The sequence below is a fragment of the Shewanella sp. LZH-2 genome (genome assembly GCF_016859145.1).
Lineage (GTDB): Bacteria > Pseudomonadota > Gammaproteobacteria > Enterobacterales > Shewanellaceae > Shewanella > Shewanella xiamenensis.
Genome location: NZ_CP069350.1, coordinates 3,937,715 through 3,958,898 on the forward strand (window position 1 = coordinate 3,937,715; position 21,184 = coordinate 3,958,898).

Here is a 21,184-nt window from a genome sequence, read left to right on the forward strand (position 1 = left end):
GTTTTTGATTTAAAATGGGTGGCCGATTTATATTTAAAATGGGTGGCCGATTTATTCCGTTGGCCATGATGCAAACGGGAACATTATATCTGACAGTAGCCGTGGTAATACTTATACCTATGATGCATTCGAACAACTTATTAAGCTCACTAAAAATGGGGTAGATACTCGCTACGGATATAATGCAATTGGTCAGCGAGCTTATAAGGCCAACGGCAGCAGCACCGAACGTTATGTCTATTCTACAGCAGGATTATTGCTTGCCAAACCAAACAGTGCCCAAGAGTATATTTATTATGGCGGTCAGCCTGTAGGCTATGTCAAAAGCAATCAGCTGTATTATGTCCACAATGATCAATTAGGTAGGCCAGAGTTACTGACCAATACCAGTCAAGCTGTTGTCTGGAAAGCTAACCTGAAAGCCTTTGACCGGACAGTACTAACCAGTAGTATTAGTGAGTTCAACATAGGCTTCCCTGGACAATATTTCGATATGGAATCCAGTTTATACTACAACATGTTTAGGTATTACGATCCTCAACTGGGTAGGTATATTCAAAGCGACCCGATTGGTTTGGCGGGGGGCTCTAATACTTATACTTATGCAGAAAATAACTCTATTGCATTAACTGACCCTACAGGGCTATTTGTTCCAGGGTTTCATAATCGATGGACAAATGAAGCAATGGGAATGTTGGGATGCAGTTGTGGAAGTTTAGGAAGTGATGTTGCAGGAGTTGATTTCAGGCCGGGCAGTCAAATGCCTGAAAATTCTTATACACACCACATAAGAGACGGTAAAGTTGATCAACCTATTCAAGACACAACAGAACTGTATAACGAATTAATAAGCAAGGGGCTAACCAGTTGTAATAAAGATGACTTGGCGGCAGGAATACATGCATTGCAAGATAGTTTTTCCCCTGCTCATAGAGATATGCAACCTTGGAATGGAATGAATTACTTGAACCCAGCAGTTTGGGCTCATGGAGTTCAAGATTCCGTTGCTTCAATTACAACTTCCAATGCTGTACGGGCTGCTACGGCGTCTTACATAAAGTCTTCTGCTTGGTTTAAATTAGGAGGATGTGGATGCTAAAAATATACATTTATATGCTTATTTTTGCTTTTATCTCTGGTTGTTCATCAGCCACAATAACTAGTACACAACATGAATGTGCAGGATATCTTAATAATGAATTGATAAATTTTAATGTAATAGATTATTATGATAATAATAGTTTCAATGAAAATTATAAGTGGGATTACTCAGGGATTAGTCTTGCATCTGTGAAAGAAAAGTATTCTCCATTAAGTAAAATGCTCAGTAATGGTAGGCTTTCTGTATCTTTTAAGGTGCAGAGTGACTCTAAAAATTGGGCAATTACTACTTTGGAAATCATAAATTATGGAAAAGTTTTAAATAAAACATTTCATGGCATGATTTTGGGCTTAAATGAAATAAATGATGAAATGTTTTTGGTTGTTGAAGGAGTGAAATCTAAGTCATTTAGATTTGATCATTTTATTGGAGAGGTAGTGGTTCCATCCCATACACCACCGTTGACGAATATAAAGCTCTCATTGGTTAATGTAAATGGAGAAATTATTTGCTCCTCTACAGTTGCAAATGATTTAATTTATCCCAAAGTAGAGACAAATATCTATCATTATTAAAATAACAAAATATCGGGGATATCGGATATCGGGGACAGCCATATCTTTTTGTGTTATTCAGCACCTTCAACTAGGCTTTAAATTATCCTGATTTTGTCTGTGTGGAGTTTGCTATGACTTCGGCCAGAAGACAGCTAATTGATGCTAATGCAACGCCCTTCTATCATGTGATAAATCGCTGTGTCAGAAGGGCTTTTTTGTGTGGTGAGGATAAGCTCTCTGGACGTAGTTACGAGCATCGACGTAGCTGGATTGTTGATAAAATCAAAGCCTTGTCTACGATATTTTGTATCGATATTTGCGCCTACGCGGTGATGAGTAACCATTACCACTTAGTGCTTAAAATAGATGTCGATAAGGCCAAATCCTTAACGCAAAAAGACATTATCAGCCGTTGGTGCCAAATCACTAAAGGCCATGCAATTGCTACTAAGTATATGAATGGTGATGCTTTAATCGAAGGTGAACGCATGTTACTCGATGGCTTAATTACTGAGTGGCATGAACGATTAAGCAGTATTTCTTGGTTTATGCGTTGTTTAAATGAAGAAATTGCCCGTAAAGCCAATCGAGAAGATGAGTGTAAAGGCGCCTTTTGGGAAGGTCGTTTTAAATCGCAAGCACTGTTAGATGAGCAAGCACTACTGGCCTGTATGATGTATGTGGATTTAAATCCAATCAGAGCAGGCATTGCCGATTCTTTGCAATCCTCTGATTTTACATCGATTCAGGAGCGAATTAACTCGCTAGATTCACCCAAGCGCCCATTAGCTATCTCAACGCCACAAACTGACTCCGCAACCAATCAAGCTCATATTCTTCACAAGTATCTCGTCCAATTCGATGGCGCAGCTCACCAGAATCAGCAAGTGGGCATTCCATTTCATTTTGCCGATTATCTCGAACTGATTGATTGGACAGGCCGCGCCATTCGCCTTGATAAGAAAGGCTATATCGATAACCAGAGACCTAAGCTGCTCCATGAATTAGGTATTGCGCCCGATGCGTGGCTCACATCAGCCAAAGAGTTTCGTCGTCAATACAGTGGCATAAGTGGTCGATGGGATAGCATGTGTGCATTTAAAAAGCAGCATAACAGCGGAAAATGGTGTAAAGGTAAAGCCTCAAGCCAAGCGTTACATCCTTAAGTTGCTCACGACTCAGCGTTTAGGATTATTTTTTTATCCGAAATGGAGGTAATTTCGCGCAAAACATAGCACGCTTTTTGTCCCTTTGCTTTTTACGTACATATTGCAAATGGTTAGTTAAAATTGGCATTGGGGCACCAGTGACCGTTGGCGACATGGCAGCTCATTCACATCCATGTGATCGCTGCATTAGTACATCCTGTACCGCAGATGTCGCCGTCGAGCCTATAGGGATACTTCATGTTAAATAAAGAGGCGGCGAGTCACTGGGGAAACAATGACAATAAACTCCATAAATAGATAAAAGATTAATCGCTTTTGTCCCGAGGTGAGCTACAACGGGTATGATACTTTAATACTCGGTTGTAGCTCGATTCGGACTGAGTAGTAGCACTTAGTATGAATCTTTATTTTGGGTCATGTTTAATCTAAAACGGTACTCGCAGGGGAAATTGATTGTTTAGTATCAAACTTTATTCCGCTCCTACAATAACGCCATGACTATTTTGATAATCTAAAACCACTGTATGCGATGGGTTTAGCTAAGGTTAAGCTTGGCTGCGCTTGAGTCAGGCTCAACAAGGTTTGAGTTGTCTTTGCCTTACCGCCGCAGCCACAACTTCTTTTAGCACCACAGCATCCGCCCTTGGCTAAATGTTTTAGGGATGCACGCCCCTGTGATGCTTGGGTTAAACGCAAATTCACCTCTTTACTCTGGGCGAGCAGCGTGGCAATCGATAATTGATTATCCCCTCGGCTCACACTGATCCCTGCATCGAGCAGCTTACCAAGCATACGCTCACCAATATGTTGCACCACCACAATGCTGGTGTGCTGGGCACGAATGACATCTAACAAGGCTTTTTTATCTTGGCAATTGCCGCCAAGGGCGGGGTTCGGGATAGAAAGTAAAAGTTGATGATTTTCATCATAAAAATGGACTTGCTGCGCCTTAGTAAAATGGCTGGCAAGCCGTCCACGGCTAATAGGCAGGGCGATAATCATATTGGGTCCTTATCATTTGGAGTCGGTAATTTCAGTACTAACCCTTGAGTAATGGCAGTCGCCACTTTTTGGCGAGCACTGGCGAGCAGATAACCAAAGGTTTGCCGCGAGATCCCCATTTGCGCGGCGGCCTCAAGCTGGCTTAGGCGCTGCACATCACCAAGCTCTAAGGCTTCAAACTCGTCGGCAGCTAAAAGGATCTGGGATAAGTTGGCCGCTGGTATGCCATTAGGTTTAAACAGGCTACAGGGCACACAACTCGATAATTGGCGGCACTTTTTGGGTCTGGGCATCTGTAATTGCACCTCAGGGGCAAATGTTAGAAAGCAATCGAGTCTTGACGCTCCCTTTAAATAGTTTTTGGCGTACGCCAAAAACTATTATGGTCATTTACCACTTTTAAACCGAGGCTGTTATCACAGTTTTACTCACTATGATGATAAGGTTCGGCTCTATAGCGATAGTCGAGTTACACATCGGCACCCTCACTAATCTCGACCGAATAACCTTCTTCCTGCTTGATAAAATCGACAAAGTTTTTAATGGCTGGCAAGGCATCTTCCCTATGATGGGAGACATAAAGCAATTGGCTAAGATGGTGTTCGGCAATCATATTCAGCGCCCGCATTACCAAAGTGCGATTGATAAAGTCGAGCCCTTGGTAGGGTTCATCCAAAATCAACAATAACGGCTGTTTAATCAAGGCTCTACCAATCAGCAATAGCCGCTGCTGGCCGTAATCCAATTGCTTAAAACCCGTACTGGCAAACTCACTCATATGCAGTATCGCTAGCCATTCCTTCGCCAGATCCAATTGAGGTTTGGTGGGTTTATGGTACAGGCCGATAGAATCGTAAAAACCCGATAACAAGACATCGAGCGCCGAACAACTCACTCGGTATTGCAAATGCAAGGCCGATGATACTATGCCAATCCGTTGTTTTATTTGCCAAATACTCTCACCACTGCCTCGTGGACGCCCAAAGAGGGTGATATCGTTGCTGTAGCATTGGGGATGATCGCCCAAAATCAGCCCGAGTAAGGTACTCTTACCGCAACCATTTGGCCCCCGCACTTGCCAGTGTTGGCCTGCACTAATCCGCCAATTCACATCTTTAAAAATCAAGCCGCTAACATATTCCACCTTGCCATTTTTAATCTCAACTAAGGGATCAAAGGCTTCGGCATTGTGACGTTGACGCTCCATCAGTGCTAAAAGCTCGGCACTGCGGCTAGCCGAAAGCGCATTTAAGTGTGCCATCACAGGGTGACTATGCCATTGCTCAATCGACATAGGTGCACTGAGTTGATGCACATGCTGACCTGATTTGAGCATATCGCTATTAAACAGTGCCACATGGCTAATACAGGGCGGTAACTCTTCTTGGCGGGAGGTGATGATAAGCAACTGAGTATATTCGGCAATTTCAACTAACAGCCGTGATAGGCTGAGTTGATGCTCGCTATCCAACCCAGCGTAGGGGTCATCTAAAATCAATAATTCAGGTTCAGTTGCCAGTGCCCTCGCTAACATCACCCGACGAGTCTCACCAGTCGATAACTGTCTAAATCCTCTTTGCGCTAAGTGTTCGAGTTCCACTTTTTGTAAAAAGGCGCTCAAACGCTCAGTATGCAAACAAGACTCCAGCACTAAGGATTCAACCGTTGAACCATAGTCGAGTTCATCCTTTGCTAGCTCACGTTCAAGTAATGCCTGTTGTAAACCGAGTGACACCCAACCAATTCGCGACGGTAATCCAGATATCTCGCCTTCATCAGGCTGTATATCACCCGCTAATATTCGCCCAAGGAGTGAGCCGCTATAACTGTCGGTGGCAAAAATAGCCCAATGTTGCATCGGCATTAACTGCCAATCTTCAACGACTAGCAGCTCATTGCCACGACCGTAGCGCAACCCTTTTACAACAAGCGTTTTATCCCAGTACGTAGCACTATTCCCCATCCCACTTCCTTAGGTATTCAACCCGATTAACATTGACTCGACTGAATATGCGTAAAATCTATCATGGCATTGATACTACTGAGTAAATAAGCAGAATGGAATGCCAGTCAGCAATCGCTCAAACACTGATTATCCATAAAAATAAAAAAGCCCACCCCGACGAAAACGCGCGGATGGGCTTGAGGTTAACCACTCACTTTAGATGTCGAAGCGATCAGCGTTCATGACTTTATTCCACGCTTTAACAAAGTCTTGCACGAATCTGTCTTGGCCATCTTGTGCACCATACACTTCAGCCACGGCGCGCAGTTCAGAGTGAGAGCCGAAGATAAGATCGACTGGGGTTGCTGTCCACTTAAGCTTACCGCTCTTACGGTCTTGTCCTTCGTAAATGCCCTCTTGCTTGGCTGACTTGCTCCACTTAGTCGACATATCGAGTAAGTTAACGAAGAAGTCATTGCTCAGCACACCTGGCTTATCGGTAAATACACCGTGCTTAACGCCAGCACTATTGGCATCCAACGCACGCAAACCACCCACCAGCACCGTCATTTCTGGCACGGTCAGATTAAGCATATTGGCGCGCTCAATCAGCATCTCAGCGGGAGAAAGACTGCTGTCTTTTGAGTAATAGTTACGGAAACCATCGGCCGCAGGTTCAAGCACAGCAAATGAGTTCACATCGGTTTGTGCTTGTGTCGCGTCCATTCGCCCTGGGGTAAATGGCACCGAAACCGTCACTCCCGCCTCTTTCGCGGCTTTCTCAACCGCGACGCTACCACCCAGCACAATCACATCCGCTAAGGAGACTTTTTTGCCGCCCTTGAGCGAACCGTTAAAGTCTTTTTGGACTTTCTCAAGCTTAGCCAATACTTTAGCTAACTCTTTTGGATTGTTCGCCTGCCAGTTCATCATAGGCTCTAAACGAATGCGCGCGCCATTTGCCCCGCCACGCATATCGGTATCACGGAAGCTACTTGCCGACGCCCATGCGGTTCTCACCAACTCAGGCACTGTTAACCCAGATGCTAAGATCTTATTGCCTAAGGCTTTAATATCGGCGTTATCGATAAGCGGATGGTCAAGGGCAGGAATAGGATCTTGCCAAATCAGCGTTTCTGCTGGCACATCGGCACCTAAATATCTCGCTTTTGGCCCCATATCGCGGTGAGTTAACTTAAACCACGCCTTAGCGAAGGCTAGCTCAAACTCCTTAGGATTTTTCAGGAAACGCGTGGTGATTTCGCGATAAATAGGGTCTTCCTTCAACGCGATATCACTGGTAAACATAATCGGTGCGTGGCGCTTATCCGGCAGGTGCGCATCGGGCACTAGATTTGCCGCTTTGCCATCGGCCGGCGTCCATTGGATATGGCCCGCTGGACTCTTGGTTTGTACCCAGTCAAAGGTATACAACCAAGTTAAATATTCCATGGTCCATTTGGTTGGATTGGATGACCAAGCCCCTTCCAGACCACTGGTAACAGTGTCTTCAGAGTGGCCTTTACCACATTTGTTTTTCCAGCCTAGACCTTGCTCTTCAATGCCTGCTGCGGCCGGATCGGCCCCCACGCATTTTGCAGGATCGTGCGCGCCATGCGCCTTACCAAAGGTGTGACCACCGGCGATTAAGGCAACGGTTTCTTCGTCATTCATCGCCATACGGCCAAAGGTATCGCGGATTTCCTTTGCCGATGCTAAAGGATCAGGCACCCCGTTCGGGCCTTCTGGGTTAACGTAAATTAAGCCCATTTGGGTCGCGCCCATAGGTTTAGCCAATTCGCCTTTTTCGTTGCGTCTTTTACTATCGAGCCACGCTTTTTCTGAGCCCCAATTGACCATTTCGGCTTCCCAGTCGTCTTCACGACCACCCGCAAAACCAAAGGTTTTAAAGCCCATCGACTCTAATGCCACGTTACCCGTTAGCACCATCAAGTCGCCCCAAGACAGCTTGCTGCCGTATTTTTGCTTGATGGGCCACAACAGACGGCGCGCCTTATCTAAACTCACGTTATCCGGCCAGCTATTTAAGGGTTCAAAACGTTGTTGGCCACCCGCAGCACCACCGCGGCCATCAAAAATCCGGTATACGCCCGCGCTATGCCACGCCATACGGATAAAGAAAGGCCCGTAGTGACCATAATCGGCAGGCCACCAGTCCTGAGACTCGGTCATCAAGGCTTTGATATCATTTTTTACCGCATCGAGATCTAAGGTTTTAAAGGCTTCGGCATAGTGATAATCACTGCCATAGGGATTGGATTCAATCGCATTTTGACGTAATGGACTGAGATTTAATTTTTCAGGCCACCAAAATTGATTACCTGTGACTTGCTCTTGCGCTGTGGCCGTTCCCGCCCCCAATGCGAGAGACATAGCCAAAGTTAACGCCGATAGCGTAGGAAGGGTGTTTATTTTCATGATAGTTACCTAGTTTCGTCCTGTTCGGCCCATTGATTTGTATTAACAATGAGCCATCCGCTTGCTGCTTGACGGCATACAGCAATCCTTATCGTTGTGTTACTCCAAGGCAAAATTGTCATATGCCGTTAACACAACCGAGATTGCAGTCTAATGACAGGCTTCTAAGTAATTGAAACGATTAATACCGATGAATGGAATCGCGAAAATAGATTAACGATGGTTAATTTATGAAAGCATTAAGAAAGTTGCCGCTTACCGAAATCCATACTGTATTAGTAGTCAACTTATAGGGAATGACTATGGTATAAAATTGTTCATCCAAAAGGTTTAGCTATCTGTGATAGCATAGCGGCCGTTTTCCGTTAACGTTGATAAGGTATTGCAATGAATCCGATTATTGCCATCTTAAAAGAACACAATGTCACTGATGCAAAAATTAACGAGCTTTTTCAAGCATTAACCGATAATCCCCTGATGGCGATGGGCATTATTGGCCAGCTCGGTATTCCACCTGAAAAACTGCAACAACTGATGGCTCTGGTAATGCAAAACCCTGCCGTGATTAAAGAAGCAGTACTCGAATTGGGCTTAGATTTTGCTAAGGTTGAAGCCGCTAAAGCGCAGCTACAAAAGTAATTTATCCCAGCCAATCGGCTTATAAAGGCAAAGCAGCATTAGCTTTGCCTTTTTATTCAAATTGTTATCTCTACCCTTTCACACTGCTACACAAAGATATAAAAACCTTATCGCCCCTCGCGGACAATATTTGCTAGAGTGTTGCAATACGCCATCATAACCAAAAGTGATTGAAAGGAATCAAGATGCGCCCACCTATTCGTCTATTTGCACTTCTCTTGCCCCTATTGTTGTTGGGTTGTCAAAAGCAAACTCAAGCGCAACATGCACAAGGTATGGACAAACCCGCCGAGCAAACGAGTTCACAAACAAGCACGGCTCAAGCAATTACAGCAGAGATCAATCCGGTCAATATGGATAAGCGCGAAAGTCAGCAACAGCAAGCGGCTAAACAAGGTGTTAACAAGCCAAGTATTTCACCTAAAGGAGAAGGTATGATGCTGCAAGGCACTGTAAGATATCTCAATTTAGAAGGGGGTTTTTGGGGAATTATCGCCGACAACGGCCAAAAAATATTGCCTAAAAATCTGCCGCAGGAATACCGCAAAGACGGCATACGTTTAAGTTTCACCGCCCAGGAAATCACCGGCATGATGACGATTCAGCAGTGGGGTAAACTATCAAACTTGAGTGATATCACTGTTATTGGCCAAGTAGAGAGTCAATCGGCCGATCCACGACTCTAACAAGCCTTGGCCTGAGTGTGAGCCGCAAGCTACAGGCAAAACTCAGGCCACACTTATTGAACATTGAACATTGAACATTGAACATCGAGCGAGTAGCATCCCCTCGTTCTGGCAAGGTATCCTAAGTACGCACACATCAGGTGATGGTTCCACACCCGATGGCTCAAAGGATACATGCCACACGGGTCTAACATTAAGACTGCTCCGACACCTTGGCCTGCTCAGCCTGCCACTCTTCAATTACTTCCTTTGCCGCTCTAAAGGCTTCAATGCCCGACGGCATACCGCAATAAACGGTTGAATGTAAGAGTACTTCTTGTATTTCTGCAACTGTGCAACCATTTCGCAAAGCTCCCCGAACATGGCCTTTTAACTCAGCAGGCGCTTTTAGTGCCGCTAAAGTTGCGATGGTGATTAAACTGCGCGTTTGCAGCGGTAATCCCTCGCGAGACCACACTTCTCCCCAACAATTGGCAGTCACTAACGCCTGTAATGGCTGGGTAAAATCCGTTGCGCTGCTAAGGGCCTTATCGACAAAACTGTCACCCATCACAGCGCGGCGCACCTTAAGCCCTTTTTCATATTGCTCTTCGTTCATCTGACAATCCTTTTACTCTACACTCTGACAAGGTTAACTGGCTCAATAGATAATTCCCTTTAAAAACATCATTCACAGGCTTTGCATCGATCACATTATGGCAATTAAAACCTGACCTCAAGGTAAATTCCATATAAGCTATCGCGCATATTCAAGGTAAGAACAATTCTCATTTATAAAAAGGTGATTGATGAAACCATTGCCGCTCAGTCTATGTGCCCTTGCCGTTGCAAGTGCATTGCCCGCTTGGGCAGACGAACAATCTAAACCACTTATTCAAGAAGTGATTGTGGTCTCAGGTTCCCGTATGGAACAAAACATTGAACAGGTGGCAGGCTCTATTTTGGTGATAGATGAACAAGCCATCGAACGTAATATGAGCAATGACTTTGGTAGCCTGTTCCGTAACGAATCGGCTGTCGATATCAAGGGCGGTGCAGGCAAACCGACCTCAGTAACCATTCGCGGTATCGGCGGCAACCGAGTCATGATGGTAAAAGATGGCGTACGGGTAAATAACCAGTATGCTTCGCCGTTAGGCCCTGGTGCTGAAGGCACAGGCCGTGGTTTAACCGAAGTGCAAAGTCTTAAGCAAATTGAAGTAGTTAAAGCCGCTGCATCCACTATGTACGGCTCCGATGCCCTCGGTGGCGTAGTCGTGATGCGCACAAAAGATGCCAGCGACTACCTGCGGGGTGAAGATTATTATGTGTCGCTCAATGCGGGTTACACAGGCATCAATAACGAATACTCCGGCGGTTTTACCAGCGCAGCGGCCTATAGCGATTTTGAGAATTTGCTCACCTATCAGCATCGCAAAGGCGAAGAGTTACCTAACTACTTTGATACTCAGCCTGAAAGCGATCTGTTACAAGACAGCCTGCTATTCAAGAGCAAATACCGTTTTAACGAGCACACCACGGTGCAACTCACCCTCGACTATCTAGAGCAAACGCTAGAACGCTGGGAAGATAAGCTCAATCGTGCCCAAGTACCGCAGGAGCGGATTGATACCGATCGCGATACCCAAGTGATCAACGGCGCCCTACAACTGCGCTCCGATAAAGCCACGTATTTACACGATGATTTGACCGTTACCGCCTATTTTGGCCAAACGGAGCAACTCGAACACCGTGATTATTTTGATTTGCGTACCGCAGCGCGCCCACTTACCGAATATCGCGACTATGAATTTAAAGATCAGCGACTGGGCATAACCAGCACCTTCAGCAAATACCTAGGCGCTGAGGGATACGGCCATCAGCTCACCTACGGTATGGACTATGAATGGTCCAAAATGATGCGCCATCGCAACAACAATATCGCTAGCAGCGGCGGTGATTGGCAAACCGAAACCCCCTTTACCTTTGCCGATACCGATAGCAACCGTTTAGGGCTATTTTTGCAGGACGATATCACCCTGCTAAATGGGGATTTAAACCTGATTGGCGGCCTACGTTATGACTATTTCCGTAACAGCCCCGACCAACAACAAGCGATGGAAGCAGGTAAAGATCCCGCCGACTTTGCGGTAATGAGCGACACCTTTTGGTCACCCAAAGTGGGCCTCGTTTATAAACTTACCGACACAGTTAGCGCCTACGCTCAATATGCCTATGGCTATAAAATGCCTACGCCCGATCAAAAATGGGGTGAGTTAGAGGTCGATGGCGGCTCGATGACCGATGTGATCATTCAAGCCAACTATGACTTAAAGTCTGAGCAATCCCACACTTGGGAACTGGGTATCCGTGGCAATCATGCAGATACTCAATATGAACTCACCACCTTCTACACCCACGCGGTCGACTTTATTGATTGGCAATATGTCAGCTTTAAACCGCCAGTGTTTGGTCCGGTGATGCAGCCCATGGAGTTCAAATACCAGTACTTCAACCGCGATCAAGTGACCCTCTATGGCGCAGAGGCCCAAGCCAACCATTGGCTGACAGATACCATAGAGCTATGGGGCAATATCGCTTATACCCATGGAACCGATGAAAACGGTCAATACCTTAACAGCGTTAGCCCGCTAAAAGGTAACCTAGGGGTGAATTGGTATAGCGATATTGGAGGGATGGAAACCGATATTGGCGCAGTGGTCCGCTGGGCCGATAAGATGGACCGCACCCACGATATCAACCTGACCATCGATGATATTTGCGTGATGGGCCAATGTATTCCTAAAGAAAGCTTTAACGAAGTCTACAACACCGCCGGTTACGCCGTGTTTGACTTAACCATGGGCCTGCACGTTACCGACAATCTACATCTGCGTGCTGGGGTGTATAACCTGTTTGATAAGGAATATGTTGACTACGCCGATGTGGCTGGCCAATCCGTGTTCTTGCTCAATAGCACCATGAACTTGCAAAAGGATGATTTCACCCAACCTGGGCGTTATTTCAACCTGAGTGTGAATTATCAGTTTTAATTTAAGCTGTTGTACTTGCTAAGCATTCCCCGGTGTATATCGGGGAATGTTTAGCAATCTCTCTGAGCCATACACTCAATCAAAATCGCAGCTTCATCCCCTGATTTGTAATCAAGCGCTCGCAACAACAATGACTCATTTTATCGCGTATGCAGGGTTGCGGTGTTATCGAGCTGGCCATTGGCATCAACCCGCACCAGTACTGAATGGTCTTTGGATAATTTCACAAACTTTATCTGTTCTGCTTCAGGCTGTTGCCAGTTAAGGATAAAGAGCGAAGCGTTTTCATCCTGCTCAAAGCCGCGCTCGGTATTCAACTCCCCAAATGTTACAAGGCCATCAACGGTCATTCGATATTGGTTGCCTTGACCAATAATTTCCAGCGTGACGGGCTTAGTATTGATGACGCCACGGTATACCACGCCATCAAATTTATCGTAGGCGGTATTATCCGCGTTATGCTCACACTGATCTGAGTGTTGTTCAGAGCCGCTGACAGGCTGACAGTGATTAGCTTTGCTCACCTCAGCTTGCTGGGCATATCCCCATGCTGGCAATAACACCAGCACGCCAATAAGAGATGCTATTTTTCTACGATTTATCAATGCCACTCCTATCAACGCCATTTCCAGCCGTGTCGTCGCCATAAGCCGATGGCAATGATGCTAACCGCTTAACTTACTCTTGTCAGCAAGCAAACGGCTAGCCGCACTAATTTGCACTGAGGTTGGGGATGTCTTGCTGACTATAAAACAGCGCCACATCCTGTAATTGCTCAGCCGTTAATGCACTGACCTGTGATTGCATTAACGGATCGAGGCGTAAGCCCGCTTTGAAATCGACTAACTGCTTATTAAGGTAAGCCGGTTTTTGCCCCCTTAAATTGGGGAATTGCTTGGCCATGGCGATCATCGCCAGCCCATGGCATGACTCACATTGGGCCGTGGCCAGTGCCTTACCCCGCTCGATATCGGCTTGATAACCTTCGGCATAAACCGCTGTGGATAAGCCGCACAGGACAAGCAAACTGACGATAAACGTTTTCATTGAGATCCCTTAGCGGCAGGTTTAGCTGGCGGTGGTAACTGGCTTGCGTCAAGGGGCAAACGCCTAAAGAGGGTCATATCCATTTCAGCTTGACCATAATAGGTACTGAGGTAGCTCAACGTCGGCTCCCACGTATCCGACAAGTCCCATAAGCCTTGGGTATCCACCATCCACTGCAAGGTTTCTTTCCAAAAGGCTTTATCACCGCGATTTTGGGTAACAATCATACTGGTGTGACAGGCATTACATTGATAATTAACCAACTCCCAACCGGGCGCCATAATAAGGCCCGATTGAGGGTCCACGGGATACTCGGTGGCGAACGACGCCCCAGTGAAAAGCAGCCCACACATGATCAGCTTATTGACATACGCTCTCATCACACCACCCTAACGGCAATACGGTGGCAACCATTAAACATATATCCCTTAGGGTTCCATTGTGGCTGTACAACCGGTTGGCTATCACCTTCGCTATCGGTCGCTTTGGCCCAGATTTCGTAATAGCCCTGTGTTGGCAGCTGCAACTCAATGCTCCATTGCTGCCATGCGGTGGCGTTTTTCGGTTTTTGTAGCTCCGCGACAAACCAACGGGTGCCATAATCGTAACTCACTTCCACCTTCACCACTTCGCGCACGCCTGCCCACGCATGGCCCGCAACCGTTAGTTTTTGCCCTTGAGCCAGTTCAGTGCCGGATTGCGGTTGAGTGATCAAAGACTTCACGATCATTTCTTCAATAATTCGATAGTCTTTTTCAGCAACCGTCTCACCGGGTGCAATGGGATATTTAGGTACTTGATACGCTGGCGCTTCCATTTTATGCCCGTCGTGGACTTTATTACGCACACTGATCCCCGTTGCCGCTTTTTGCGAAACCGATCCCGGCCGGCCACCAAATACGATACGTAGGGGATAACCATGCAGGTAAGGAATATCCTCACCATTCATCGACCATGCGATTAACCCAAGTTCTTCGAGCGCAGCCTTGATAGGAACACCGCGGGAAATGGCCTCACCTTTTCCGCTCAAATGCACATCAGCCCCGTGGTGGCCGGTGTAAACCGCATCGGCTTTAACACCACAATCCTTCAGCACATCGCTCACCAACACCCCTGTCCACTCGGAACAAAATACCGCCGAGTTATTCCACTGATTGCCCTTAGTACTCGGGAAAAAGCCCGCGCGACTATTACCGCCACATTCAATCAATAGCTGTAAGGTGTGATGTTTAAAGCGGCGCTTTAACTCATCAATGGTGTAGGTTTTAGGGGTGATAACCGACTCGCCATCCACTGTAAAAGTCCAAGTTTTAGCATCCAGCGTCTTAAAATCAGGCACTATGCCATTCCAGCGGATAAACGAAACATCGGCAGGCGTCACCGCAGGCGCAAGCATATGCTCTGGCGGATAAGCATTCAGCGGATTAGTGTTTAATACTTTGAAATAACTCGGTAAGTCCTCAGCCTTAGTCCAGGTTAATGCCGAAATATCCAAAGCACTCACCCCAGCAGGCAGCTTATCAGCAAATACCCACTTAACCGGCAGCGCGGATAACACCGACGTCGCTACCGCACCTTTTATAAAAACTCGACGATTAAGATCCATGCTATTTGTCCTTTCCGAGGTAAAAGTATTCCGCCATCTGCTGCATATCAGCCTCACTCAACAACTGAGCGACTTTAGTCATAGTGGGGTCTTGACGCGTGCCAGCCTTAAAGGCTCGAAGCTGCTTCAACAGATAATCCGAGTTTTGCCATCCGATATTCGGAATATGTTCAAAACGACTCATGCCAGACTCGCCATGGCAGGCCTTGCACATATTCAATAATTTATTGCTCTCATCGGCGTGGGTGACCGCCGGCAACAAAAGCATCAGCACACCCGCCGAATAAATCACTCGCAGCAACATCCGTTATTCTCTTCAGTTAGTGTTCATCACGACGACTGTCATTGAACGTAGCCATTCAGATAACATTAAGTTACATCAATGCTTATCGAGGTTTACATTCAATACAATTGAGTCAAAAGCTCAAGAGAAGTGACTTGCATTAGCAAGCAGTAAAATTGCAAACCATTGATTAGAAAAGGAAGATGGTTTGTAGCCTTATGGCCAAGGAGAATCAAGGTGGATTATCCAAACTTTGTTTGGATTAACGTCGTGGGGTTTCACTCCACACTTGTTTATGTAGTTGCACAGTTATTGTGCCTTACGGCCAAGGTGAATCAAGATCGTGGGGCTTCACCCCCTGATTTTTTAATAAAGAGTCGACCAAGGAGGACTGCTCGTCCTATCAAAAACGTCCATGTTAAACTACCAGCTCGATATCCCTATCTCGCGCTCAAAACGGCCGTTGGCCTTCGCCCTTGGATGCTCCAAGACGCCCCTAACGGAGTAAGCGTTCTTATGCTATCGCGTCAGACACTCGTGAACTTCTGTCACTTTGGTGTTGTCTGCGATTTACTGAAAAACAAATGAATGTTCCATTTTGGGCTAATGCAAAACTAGCAGAGTGATTCCTTCTATATCTTTAGAAAATTAACAATCGGGGCTCGTTTAAAATCCAAGAGATAACTTTTCCTTGGCAACAGGTCACTATTGCCGCTGTTCATCATATGCTGTACGCTAAGTTAAATTTTGATTAATAAACAATGCTTAAGATGTTACTTAATCAATGCCTATTTAGTGTTAACGATAAATTCGTTGATTAAAATGGCGATAAAATGAGTCAGGGAAGATCCGCTCGACAAAGCGAACAAGGCAAGGACAAGCATTCTATACCTCTCCTTAAAGATGCTCCCCCTCTGAACCAATTGTGATTCAGTTTAAGGTTTCACCAACCACAAGCTGATAGCTTTATGATTGTTTTTCTTAAATTTATTATCTGTATTTGCTGTCTGGTAGCAAGTGCCATGGGCGGTAGCGTGCTTACAGATTCGGATAAAAGCACCGCCACTAACCCCAAAGCTAAAACCAACCTCCGTGCTTATAACGAGTAAAACAACTCCATTCGTTGGAACCCACATGCAGAATAAAGAAAAAATTGCGGTGTTCATTGATGCCGATAATGCGCCAGCCAGAAAGTTTGATGTGGTACTCGCTGAGCTTGCAAAACACGGTCTCATCAGTATTCGAAAGGCCTATGGCAATTGGAAAAGCCCGAACCTAAAGCCATGGGAAGATATCCTGCATGAATATGCCATTCAGCCTATTCAACAATTCGATTTAACTAAGGGTAAAAATGCCAGCGATATCGCTTTAGTAATTGATGCTATGGATATTCTTTACACAAAGGATATAGACATCATTTGCTTAATCTCTTCGGATTGCGACTTTACTCCCCTTGTGACCAGAGCCTTAGCCGATGGTAAAACCGTTTTTGGTTTCGGTGAACGTAAAGCACCAGCCGCTTTCGTGAATAGCTGCTCTCGCTTCCTCTACCTCGATGCTGAACCAGTAGTTGTCGCAGAAGAAATTGAAGTGATATCAGAAATCACTCAGCCTCCACCAACAGCACCAGACTCAGTCAGTAAAGCCGAGCAAACTCAGCCCAAATCCGCGACACCACAAAAATGCAATTTAAAAAGTGACACCAAACTGATCAACCTTTTGCGCCAAGCCATAGAAGCAACCGAAGAGGAAGATGGCTGGGCGCAACTCGGTCCAATTGGTTCACATATTTCCAATCATAGCTCATTCGATCAACGAAACTACGGATTTAAAAAACTCAGCGATCTCTTTGCCGCAATCGATCTCTTCGAAATGCGTAAAACCCACGGCTCAGTACTATGGGTAAGAGATATCAAACGAGCAAAGAAGAATGGGAAATAAGACAGGCTAAGTTACAGATTACAAAGACACAATCATAAATTTGCAATTGCTAATCTACATAACAAAAAATTTATATCGATATATTATTAAAGATAATATGGTGATTCAATGCTTCATAAAGTTAGTCCTAGAGAACAAAATGGTAGAGATTCATTTAGTAGGTTTAAAGCCCAAGCTAAAGCCGCCGCAATCGCATCATTATCAATTTTAGACAAAGATGGAGTTGATAGAGTGTACTGCGATCTTCATGATGACTTTGTCGTTAGGAAAATAGGGGAAAATGGAGTTGGTTACATTTTTTATCAAGTAAAAACTAATTCAAAACAAAATCACAACTGGACTATCAATGAACTATTTGGCCTGTTAACACAAAAAAACAAAATAAATAATCAAGAACCAGAAAAAATAAAAGAAAGCTTCATAGGAAAAATGTTGCTCCATACGATAGTTTTCGACATTTACTGTAATTCAATTGTTTTCCAGACCAACATCAATACTCATGATGATGTAGAAAATTTATATAAAGACGTTAATGAAGGTAAGTTTGAAAATAAATTTACACAAATATTACTACAACAATTCAAAGAGATATACAAAGAAAACTGCAGTTCTGACATATCTGAAGAAGATATAAAAAAGAAACTTTCAAAGATAAAGTTTGAAACTGATGTTCAATATTTAAAATTAAATGATGATACATTTGAAAGCCTTACTAGAGACAAAATTTACAGGTTCAGTGAGATAGAATTAAAATACACTGAATCAAAAATGATCATCATGAAGCTTTTGGAACTCATAGAGCGAAAATCATCAGGTACCATCCATGAGCTTACTGCGGAATCAATTGAAAATAAAGCAGCAGTATCAATTGATGACTTATTATCAATCATGAGTATTTCTAAGAGTGCGTATGATATTTTAGTTGAAGGCGGTGATGATAAAGCAATCAAAAATGCATCAATTATTCAAAGGCTTTTAGAGTCTAGCGGTGCAAGTGAGTTACAGATTGAATACTGCAGTAAATCTAAAACAAGTTGGGATCTTTGGGTTAGAAACAATAGACATACAATTCCAGAGTTTGACCTTCATTCAATTTTCATTGAAGTTCAATCTGCACTACTTCATTTATACAAAAATGAAACATCTATTAATCTTAAGGACTTAAAGAAATTGGTAACTAAATTATACGACGAACTCAATCAGTCCGATTTATTATTTGACTTGAATAAGGAACTATTATTCGGGGCACTATTATCAGAAATTGTTAGGATGAAGTCATGAATTTTGATGATTTTTTTGATAGTATATCGAATAAAACCATATATATTAATACAAAGAAAAAAAATAACCATTATTCTCAGCTTCTAAGTAATGAAGCTCTTTTTCAACTTCCACTAATAAGTATAATAATTTTATTATTAGCAAAGGACAAACGCAAACCTCTTGTTTCTGAAATAGGGCAATTAGTTGGTGAAAGTATTGAGTTGAGTCTCCCCGGTTTTAAAGGTTCCGCTCAGCATATCGGTTGGTCTGCAAACTTAAGAATACGTACAGTAAAAGCTTTAAGCTATTTAGAATTGACAAATTTAATTGGAGTAGAAAAGTCAACCAATAGAGTTTTTGTCACTGAACTAGGTAAAAAAGTTATCTCAAAAGCAATGAGCAATGATAGCGATCTATCATATAACTTATCTAGAATTGCTAATTCATACAGAAATATTTGTATATCAAAACAGCTAGATTTGGAACTAGAATGAAACTACTAGACATTAAGATATTTCCAATAAATAAAAATGGATGGGAATCTGACAAGCTTTTTTTCGGTGATCATATCACTCAACTTTACGGCCCTAACGGGTGTGGCAAGACACCGTTAGTACAGTCAATTGCATACTGCCTAGGGTTTCCGTCCGTTTTCAGAAATGATATCTACAATCATTGTAGTCATGTTGAACTTAATGTTGAGTGCCATGATGAAAAAATCAATATAAAGCGAGTCTATAATAGAGATGTTGATATTGAAGTAATTGATAGTAAAGGTCGAAAATCAAATTTTTACAATGAAAAAGATTACTCTTCATTTATATTTGAAAAACTAGGAATAAAAACAGCAACTTTAGTATCAAACAATAGTTCAGCTACTTATGCATATATAGCTTCTTTCTTGCCTATTTATTATCTTGATCAAGATGACGGTTATTCTAAGCTTTATCATGCTCCAAATAATTTTATAAGAGATCAGTTCTCTGAAATCATGAGAATGATCTTGAAGCTCCCAGTTAAAAACTCGTTTGATATGAAGAAATCGCAGCTTTTAGCCAAGCAGCAGCTTGAATTGTTAGACAAACGAGTCAACACATCTGCTTTGAAGCTCAAATTTGCTACACAATCTGCCAACTCAATATCTAAAAACTATAATGAGATATTGCACGAGATATCTAGTCTTGAACAAGAAATAGAAGCTTTAAAATCCTCAGGAGCAACACATGATGATTCCTTACTAGCTCTTGATAGATTAGTAAATAGTAATAGAAAAGAGATTCGTAGACTGGTAGATGAAATTTATGAAATTGAAAGTCGAACTCTAGGAATTAATAATATTGTTCATGAAATAAATGTGGAAATTGAAACATTAAACTTAAATGAAGAAGCTAGAAGAGTATTCCAATCATTTAATGAAATTTGTGGTTCTAGTTCATGCAGATTATTTTCATCTAGCTCTGACTCTTATAGTAAAAACTTACTTTATCTAAAAGACCAAATTAAAGATCTACAACGAAATGCTGATGCAGATAAAGAAAAACTAGACAGACTTAAATTACAGAAAACTCAACTAGAGACTGTTGTACAAGGTATTATTGAAGAAAGAAACAAATACACTATAAAATCAGAAATTTCTGCGTTAGTTGATTCTATTTCAGAAATTAAAAATAAAATTTTTTCACTGCAGAGCCAGAAAGATGAACTTGACTCACTTATAAAAATAGAAAATACTCATATAGATATTCTAAAACAAAGAGATATAGCTCTAGAAAAATATCAGTCTTATACCCCCAATAGAGAATCCATTCCATCTATTTTGAAAATAAAATCTCAACTAAGAGAACTATTTATAAAATGGCTTAATGTAATTCACACTACAAATATTAGCTTTGATATCACATTTAAAGACGATTTCATTCCTGTACTAGGTACTGAACAAGTATCCCAGTTGAAAGGTAGTACTAAAATTCGTGCAGTTCTTGCATACCATGCTGCACTTATTGAGTTAATGGCAATAAATTCATTACTTAGCTTTAAAGTATTAATACTTGATACGCCTAAGCAACATGAAATACACAATGATGACCTTAATAAATATATACTTCAATTGAAATTACTTTGCCAAAAACATGGTATTCAAGTTGTTTTCTCAACTACTGAGTATCGCTATTTGGGTGATATGGATGACATTGAATGGAATCCAATACACAAAGGTAGTGAACAACTTATGTTTTTAAGACAGCTAAATTAAAGCAATATGGGCAGCCTAAAGCACTGCCACCAATCTAAAAAACAAAACCCCGATACTGTTACCAGTATCGGGGTTTTCATTTACAAGAAGTTGGGTTTTAAGCGATTAAGCTAAAGACCACAGATGCTTTTTGCGCAGGATAAATCGTGTTAGTACAAGGCGCTGTGAGCGTAGCATACGTTGTTTGTATGTGAGCGAGCAGCAACGCCGTAATCACCGATT

Annotated in this window: 20 protein-coding genes; 10 read left to right on the forward strand and 10 right to left on the reverse strand. The window is 43.2% G+C overall.

Annotated features, from left to right (window positions below; all coding sequences use genetic code 11):
• Positions 1–256 precede the first annotated feature (256 nt).
• From JM642_RS20495 to JM642_RS17335, 3 genes are all read left to right on the forward strand, one after another.
• Complete coding sequence (locus JM642_RS20495) at positions 257–1,099, forward strand: RHS repeat-associated core domain-containing protein (protein ID WP_275403228.1); 843 nt, start codon at positions 257–259, stop codon at positions 1,097–1,099.
• Entirely contained in the window at positions 1,093–1,677 is a 585-nt protein-coding gene (locus JM642_RS17330; RefSeq protein WP_203432238.1) for a hypothetical protein, read from the forward strand. Before JM642_RS20495 ends, JM642_RS17330 begins: the two co-directional genes overlap by 7 nt.
• A 113-nt stretch (positions 1,678–1,790) precedes the next feature.
• Positions 1,791–2,825 carry a transposase gene (locus JM642_RS17335; RefSeq protein WP_203432239.1) on the forward strand — a complete coding sequence of 345 codons (1,035 nt, stop codon included), beginning with the start codon at positions 1,791–1,793 and terminating at the stop codon, positions 2,823–2,825.
• 501 nt (positions 2,826–3,326) lie between these two features.
• Here JM642_RS17335 and JM642_RS17340 read toward each other — a convergent pair.
• The 4 genes from JM642_RS17340 to katG all read right to left on the reverse strand — a co-directional run bounded on the left by JM642_RS17340 (position 3,327) and on the right by katG (position 8,214).
• A complete protein-coding gene (locus tag JM642_RS17340; protein ID WP_037414203.1) occupies positions 3,327–3,830 on the reverse strand; it encodes a NifB/NifX family molybdenum-iron cluster-binding protein in 504 nt (167 codons plus the stop codon).
• The gene (locus tag JM642_RS17345) at positions 3,827–4,123 is read right to left on the reverse strand and encodes a DUF134 domain-containing protein (RefSeq protein WP_011071038.1); all 297 of its coding nucleotides are present in this window, start codon (positions 4,121–4,123) and stop codon (positions 3,827–3,829) included. Before JM642_RS17345 ends, JM642_RS17340 begins: the two co-directional genes overlap by 4 nt.
• A 176-nt stretch (positions 4,124–4,299) precedes the next feature.
• The gene (locus tag JM642_RS17350) at positions 4,300–5,793 is read right to left on the reverse strand and encodes an ATP-binding cassette domain-containing protein (RefSeq protein WP_203432240.1); all 1,494 of its coding nucleotides are present in this window, start codon (positions 5,791–5,793) and stop codon (positions 4,300–4,302) included.
• A gap of 198 nt (positions 5,794–5,991) precedes the next feature.
• Entirely contained in the window at positions 5,992–8,214 is a 2,223-nt protein-coding gene (katG, locus tag JM642_RS17355; protein WP_203432241.1) for a catalase/peroxidase HPI, read from the reverse strand.
• A 387-nt stretch (positions 8,215–8,601) separates the two neighbouring features.
• Here katG and JM642_RS17360 point away from each other — a divergent pair, with 387 nt between their 5' ends.
• Complete coding sequence (locus JM642_RS17360) at positions 8,602–8,853, forward strand: DUF2999 family protein (protein WP_037414210.1); 252 nt, start codon at positions 8,602–8,604, stop codon at positions 8,851–8,853.
• Between the two features lie 185 nt (positions 8,854–9,038).
• Positions 9,039–9,539 (forward strand): hypothetical protein, encoded by a 501-nt coding sequence (locus JM642_RS17365; RefSeq protein WP_203432242.1) that lies wholly within the window; start codon positions 9,039–9,041, stop codon positions 9,537–9,539.
• 193 nt (positions 9,540–9,732) lie between these two features.
• Here JM642_RS17365 and JM642_RS17370 read toward each other — a convergent pair whose 3' ends face one another.
• Positions 9,733–10,137, reverse strand: a complete 405-nt coding sequence (locus tag JM642_RS17370; protein WP_037429985.1) for a carboxymuconolactone decarboxylase family protein — start codon at positions 10,135–10,137, stop codon at positions 9,733–9,735.
• Positions 10,138–10,327: 190 nt separating this feature from the next.
• On the opposite strand from JM642_RS17370, the gene JM642_RS17375 reads away from it, so the two are divergent.
• The gene (locus JM642_RS17375) at positions 10,328–12,571 is read left to right on the forward strand and encodes a TonB-dependent hemoglobin/transferrin/lactoferrin family receptor (protein WP_203432243.1); all 2,244 of its coding nucleotides are present in this window, start codon (positions 10,328–10,330) and stop codon (positions 12,569–12,571) included.
• Between the two features lie 140 nt (positions 12,572–12,711).
• Here JM642_RS17375 and JM642_RS17380 read toward each other — a convergent pair whose 3' ends face one another.
• The 5 genes from JM642_RS17380 to JM642_RS17400 all read right to left on the reverse strand — a co-directional run bounded on the left by JM642_RS17380 (position 12,712) and on the right by JM642_RS17400 (position 15,528).
• Positions 12,712–13,182, reverse strand: coding sequence for a hypothetical protein (locus tag JM642_RS17380; protein WP_239000518.1), 471 nt, complete (start codon positions 13,180–13,182; stop codon positions 12,712–12,714).
• A 100-nt stretch (positions 13,183–13,282) separates the two neighbouring features.
• Entirely contained in the window at positions 13,283–13,618 is a 336-nt protein-coding gene (locus JM642_RS17385; protein WP_037429989.1) for a c-type cytochrome, read from the reverse strand.
• The gene (locus tag JM642_RS17390) at positions 13,615–13,971 is read right to left on the reverse strand and encodes a cytochrome C (RefSeq protein WP_231640339.1); all 357 of its coding nucleotides are present in this window, start codon (positions 13,969–13,971) and stop codon (positions 13,615–13,617) included. The genes JM642_RS17385 and JM642_RS17390 overlap by 4 nt, the downstream gene beginning before the upstream one ends.
• 26 nt (positions 13,972–13,997) lie before the next feature.
• Complete coding sequence (locus JM642_RS17395) at positions 13,998–15,224, reverse strand: sulfite oxidase (protein ID WP_037429995.1); 1,227 nt, start codon at positions 15,222–15,224, stop codon at positions 13,998–14,000.
• Between the two features lies 1 nt (position 15,225).
• The gene (locus JM642_RS17400; protein WP_037429997.1) at positions 15,226–15,528 is read right to left on the reverse strand and encodes a cytochrome c; all 303 of its coding nucleotides are present in this window, start codon (positions 15,526–15,528) and stop codon (positions 15,226–15,228) included.
• A gap of 1,113 nt (positions 15,529–16,641) precedes the next feature.
• Here JM642_RS17400 and JM642_RS17405 point away from each other — a divergent pair.
• The 4 genes from JM642_RS17405 (at position 16,642) to JM642_RS17420 (ending at position 20,962) form a co-directional block, all read left to right on the forward strand.
• Entirely contained in the window at positions 16,642–17,448 is an 807-nt protein-coding gene (locus tag JM642_RS17405; RefSeq protein ID WP_037430001.1) for an NYN domain-containing protein, read from the forward strand.
• A gap of 108 nt (positions 17,449–17,556) precedes the next feature.
• Entirely contained in the window at positions 17,557–18,729 is a 1,173-nt protein-coding gene (locus JM642_RS17410) for a dsDNA nuclease domain-containing protein (RefSeq protein ID WP_037430005.1), read from the forward strand.
• Positions 18,726–19,205, forward strand: coding sequence for a hypothetical protein (locus tag JM642_RS17415; protein ID WP_037430007.1), 480 nt, complete (start codon positions 18,726–18,728; stop codon positions 19,203–19,205). Before JM642_RS17410 ends, JM642_RS17415 begins: the two co-directional genes overlap by 4 nt.
• Entirely contained in the window at positions 19,202–20,962 is a 1,761-nt protein-coding gene (locus JM642_RS17420; RefSeq protein WP_037430010.1) for an ATP-binding protein, read from the forward strand. Before JM642_RS17415 ends, JM642_RS17420 begins: the two co-directional genes overlap by 4 nt.
• Positions 20,963–21,184: the final 222 nt, after the last annotated feature.